General features: G+C 67.3%; 3 protein-coding genes. All 3 read left to right on the forward strand.

Features of this window, described 5'->3' with window-relative positions; genetic code table 11:
* The first annotated feature begins 380 nt into the window (after positions 1 to 380).
* Genes U9979_RS09160 through U9979_RS09170 form a run of 3 tightly spaced genes read left to right on the forward strand, consistent with a single transcriptional unit; the run spans position 381 to position 2828 of the window.
* The gene (locus tag U9979_RS09160) at positions 381 to 1514 is read left to right on the forward strand and encodes an AAA family ATPase (RefSeq protein WP_322779029.1); all 1134 of its coding nucleotides are present in this window, start codon (positions 381 to 383) and stop codon (positions 1512 to 1514) included.
* Positions 1495 to 2091 carry a guanylate kinase gene (locus tag U9979_RS09165; RefSeq protein ID WP_322779030.1) on the forward strand — a complete coding sequence of 199 codons (597 nt, stop codon included), beginning with the start codon at positions 1495 to 1497 and terminating at the stop codon, positions 2089 to 2091. The genes U9979_RS09160 and U9979_RS09165 overlap by 20 nt, the downstream gene beginning before the upstream one ends.
* Entirely contained in the window at positions 2088 to 2828 is a 741-nt protein-coding gene (locus U9979_RS09170) for a hypothetical protein (RefSeq protein ID WP_322779031.1), read from the forward strand. The genes U9979_RS09165 and U9979_RS09170 overlap by 4 nt, the downstream gene beginning before the upstream one ends.
* Positions 2829 to 2987: the final 159 nt, after the last annotated feature.

Genomic DNA, 2987 nt, shown 5'->3' on the forward strand with positions numbered 1-2987 from the left:
GGACGGCCAACCGGCCATCCCCGGCCCCGTCGTCACCCACGTATCCGCCGCTTGCCGTCACTGGCCACACCATCCCGTCCACGCTGTCGGTTGGATGCCGACCCGGCCCCGCGGAGCAATGGGACTCAACACGGGACGGGGCCGGCTTGCGGGACAGCGTCACCGACCAGCAGTCGGTAACGGAATGCCGCAACGACATTGACTGTCGGTATGCGATGAGAGTGGTTGTGGCGGTAGACGAGCGCTCGACAGCCGCCGGTGGAGCGCCTACCCGCCCGGTCCGGCGCCCTGCAACCGCTTGTGCGCGTTACGCTCATCGGGCTTGTTCCGCCCATGTGACCGTCGACCGCCTCCGGGCACCGGGAGAAGGCCCACGGATGATGCCCGAAACCCTTGCGCACCACACGCCCTACACCGTCTCCGCCGCGCTACTCGCCCGCGAGGAGATGCGCGCCGCGTGCACCGCGCGGGATTTCACCGCGATCTTCCTCCTGATCCGCAAATATGATCATGTTGGTCAGGATCGGATCGCCGCGTCCGTCGAGGGGTTCAGCCAGCCGCGTATCAGCCGCATCGTCACCGGGAAAGCCCAGGTCGAAGACCTCGACGTCATCGAACGTATCGCCGACGGCCTGCGCATACCCGGTGCCATGCTCGGACTCGCCGCCCGCATGTGGGAGATCGCACCGGACGCCGCCCGTCCCCGTGGCCGTGATCCCCTCCGGGTCCCGGCGCATCTGCGTGACGCGATCGGTGTTCCCACCGACGCCCCGCCGGTCGACCCCCGGCACGACGAGGTCACCGACACGATTAACCGTCTGTTGGCGACCGTCGAGACACCCACCGACGACAGCGACGCGCCGATCGTCCTTCCCCCATGCGAGCTGAAGAAGCGGATCCTGTCTGCGTGGAGTTCCGGCCGTCCCCGGGAAGGCGCACCCGTCCTGGTCCTGGTCGCCGGCTTCGCGGGATCGGGCAAGACCGAGTTCGCCCGGTTCATCAGCGAGATCACCGGCTGGACGCTGGTCGACAAGGACACCCTCAGCCGGCCCCTGACCGAAAGTCTGTTGTTGGCGCTGGACGCCGACCCCAACGACCGGCACACCGCGACCTATCAGGACAAGGTCCGACCGCTGGAGTATCGCTGCCTGTTCGACGCGGTTTTCGACAACATCCAGCTTGGGATCTCTACCGTCGTCACCGCCCCGTTCCTTCAGGAAGTGGTCAGTGAATCGTGGCTACGTCGGCTGAAGAGCCGTTGCGGCACGCGCGGCGTTGAGATCGCGGTCGTGTGGATGCGCTGTGACGTCGACTCGATGCGGGACTACCTGGAAACCCGCGACGCCGCCCGCGACTCGTGGAAGCTGTCCTACTGGGACGAGTACGTAGCCAGCGTCAATCTGGATCAACGTCCCGCATGCACCCACTTCGTAGTCGACAACGGCCGGCACGCCAAGACCAACCTTGCCGACCAGGCCCGACAGCTCGCGAGCCGTGTCCGCGACGCCTCCTGACGCCATCGTGCTGTACGGACCACCGGCGGCAGGGAAGGACACCGTCACCGCTGCGTTGGCCGCCATGGACGGCCGGTATGTCCATTTCGATCGGTTGAAGGCCGGGAACGGGAGGAATGCCGGCTACCGGCGGACCTCCGCCGGGCATCTCGCGCAGCTCCACAACCGGCATCTGATCGTCTACACGAACGAGCGGTACGGCAACATCTACGCCATCGACAGCCCACGACTCGACGAGATCATCACCGTCGGACAGGTCCCGGTCGTGCACCTGGGCCAGGTCGCCGGTATCCGCGCCCTCCGGACCGGCTACCCCGCACGATGGCTGACCGTCCTACTGTGGTGCCCGCGCGAGGTCACCCGTGCCCGTCTCCGCGAACGCGGCAGCAGCGATCTCGACGAACGACTTCGGGTCTGGGACGAGACGCAGGCGGACCTAGCCACAGCCGAACCCGACACGTTCAGCATGGTCTTGCGCACCGACTGGCGGACACCGCCCGCGACCGCCCATCTGATCCACCAGGTACTGACCGGCGAGTCCGCCGGCGCCCCACCGCTTCGGGACCCGATCGCGTGACTGTCCAGCTGGTCATACCCGCGCTCACGTTCCGCACGACCGACGGGAGCATCAGCACCGCTGATACCGAACGGTACGCCCGGCGCGCCGCCGCCACCTGGGCTGACCTGTTCATCCTGTCCGGCACCACCACCAACGGACATACCGCGACCACCGCCGAACGAGCCGCCACCATCGACATCTGGACGGCTGTGATCAACCCAGAGCGGATCACCGCCTGTTGCTGGTCACCGGCGGACGTCACCGAGGCCGAGCGCCGCGGGATCACACCCATGGTCGTCCTGCGAGACCTGCACACGATCGATCAGGCCCGCCGTTTCCTCGCTGAGTTGCCGCAGCCGAGCTATGTGTTCAGCCATCCCGAATTCAGCGGCCACACGCTCAGCCCGGAACTGGCCCGCGTCGCCATCGCCAGCGGCTGTCTTCCCCGCGGCGCGAAGGTGTCCAAGGTCAGCACGGAGGATCTCGCGACACTTCGAGTAGCCACCGGCCTGACGTTCACTCTGTGGGACGGCACAGCTCGGCACATCGCCGCCAGCCTCACCGCCGGCGCCAACGGCATAGTTGCCGCGCCGCTCAGCCACATTCCCGAGCCGTTCCCCGCCCGTGATGTCCCCGCGCTGCAAGATGCCATCGACCAGACCCAAACCGTTCTTGACCGGCTTCCCAACCGGGCAGCCCGCACAGACGCTCTGATCGACCGTGCCCGCCGAGGCATGACCACACGATCGGCGTAAGCAGGTCTTCACGTTCGACCACTCAGGCATCACCGGGCATATGTCCGGCACACTGCCGAATTCCTCGGTTTTAGATCAAGGGCGCGGCGCGGCGCGGGCCGCGCCGCGCGACGGCTGCGCGTGGCGCTGGCGCGCCATGCTCGCCGGGTGCGTCGCTGA

This window comes from Protofrankia sp. Cas4 (assembly GCF_963555915.1).
Classification (GTDB): domain Bacteria; phylum Actinomycetota; class Actinomycetes; order Frankiales; family Frankiaceae; genus Protofrankia.

What these genes read in the sequence shown, in the direction of transcription:
- U9979_RS09160 (WP_322779029.1), top strand. Translation starts at nt 381, where the DNA reads ATGCCCGAAACCCTTGCGCACCACACGCCCTACACCGTCTCCGCCGCG.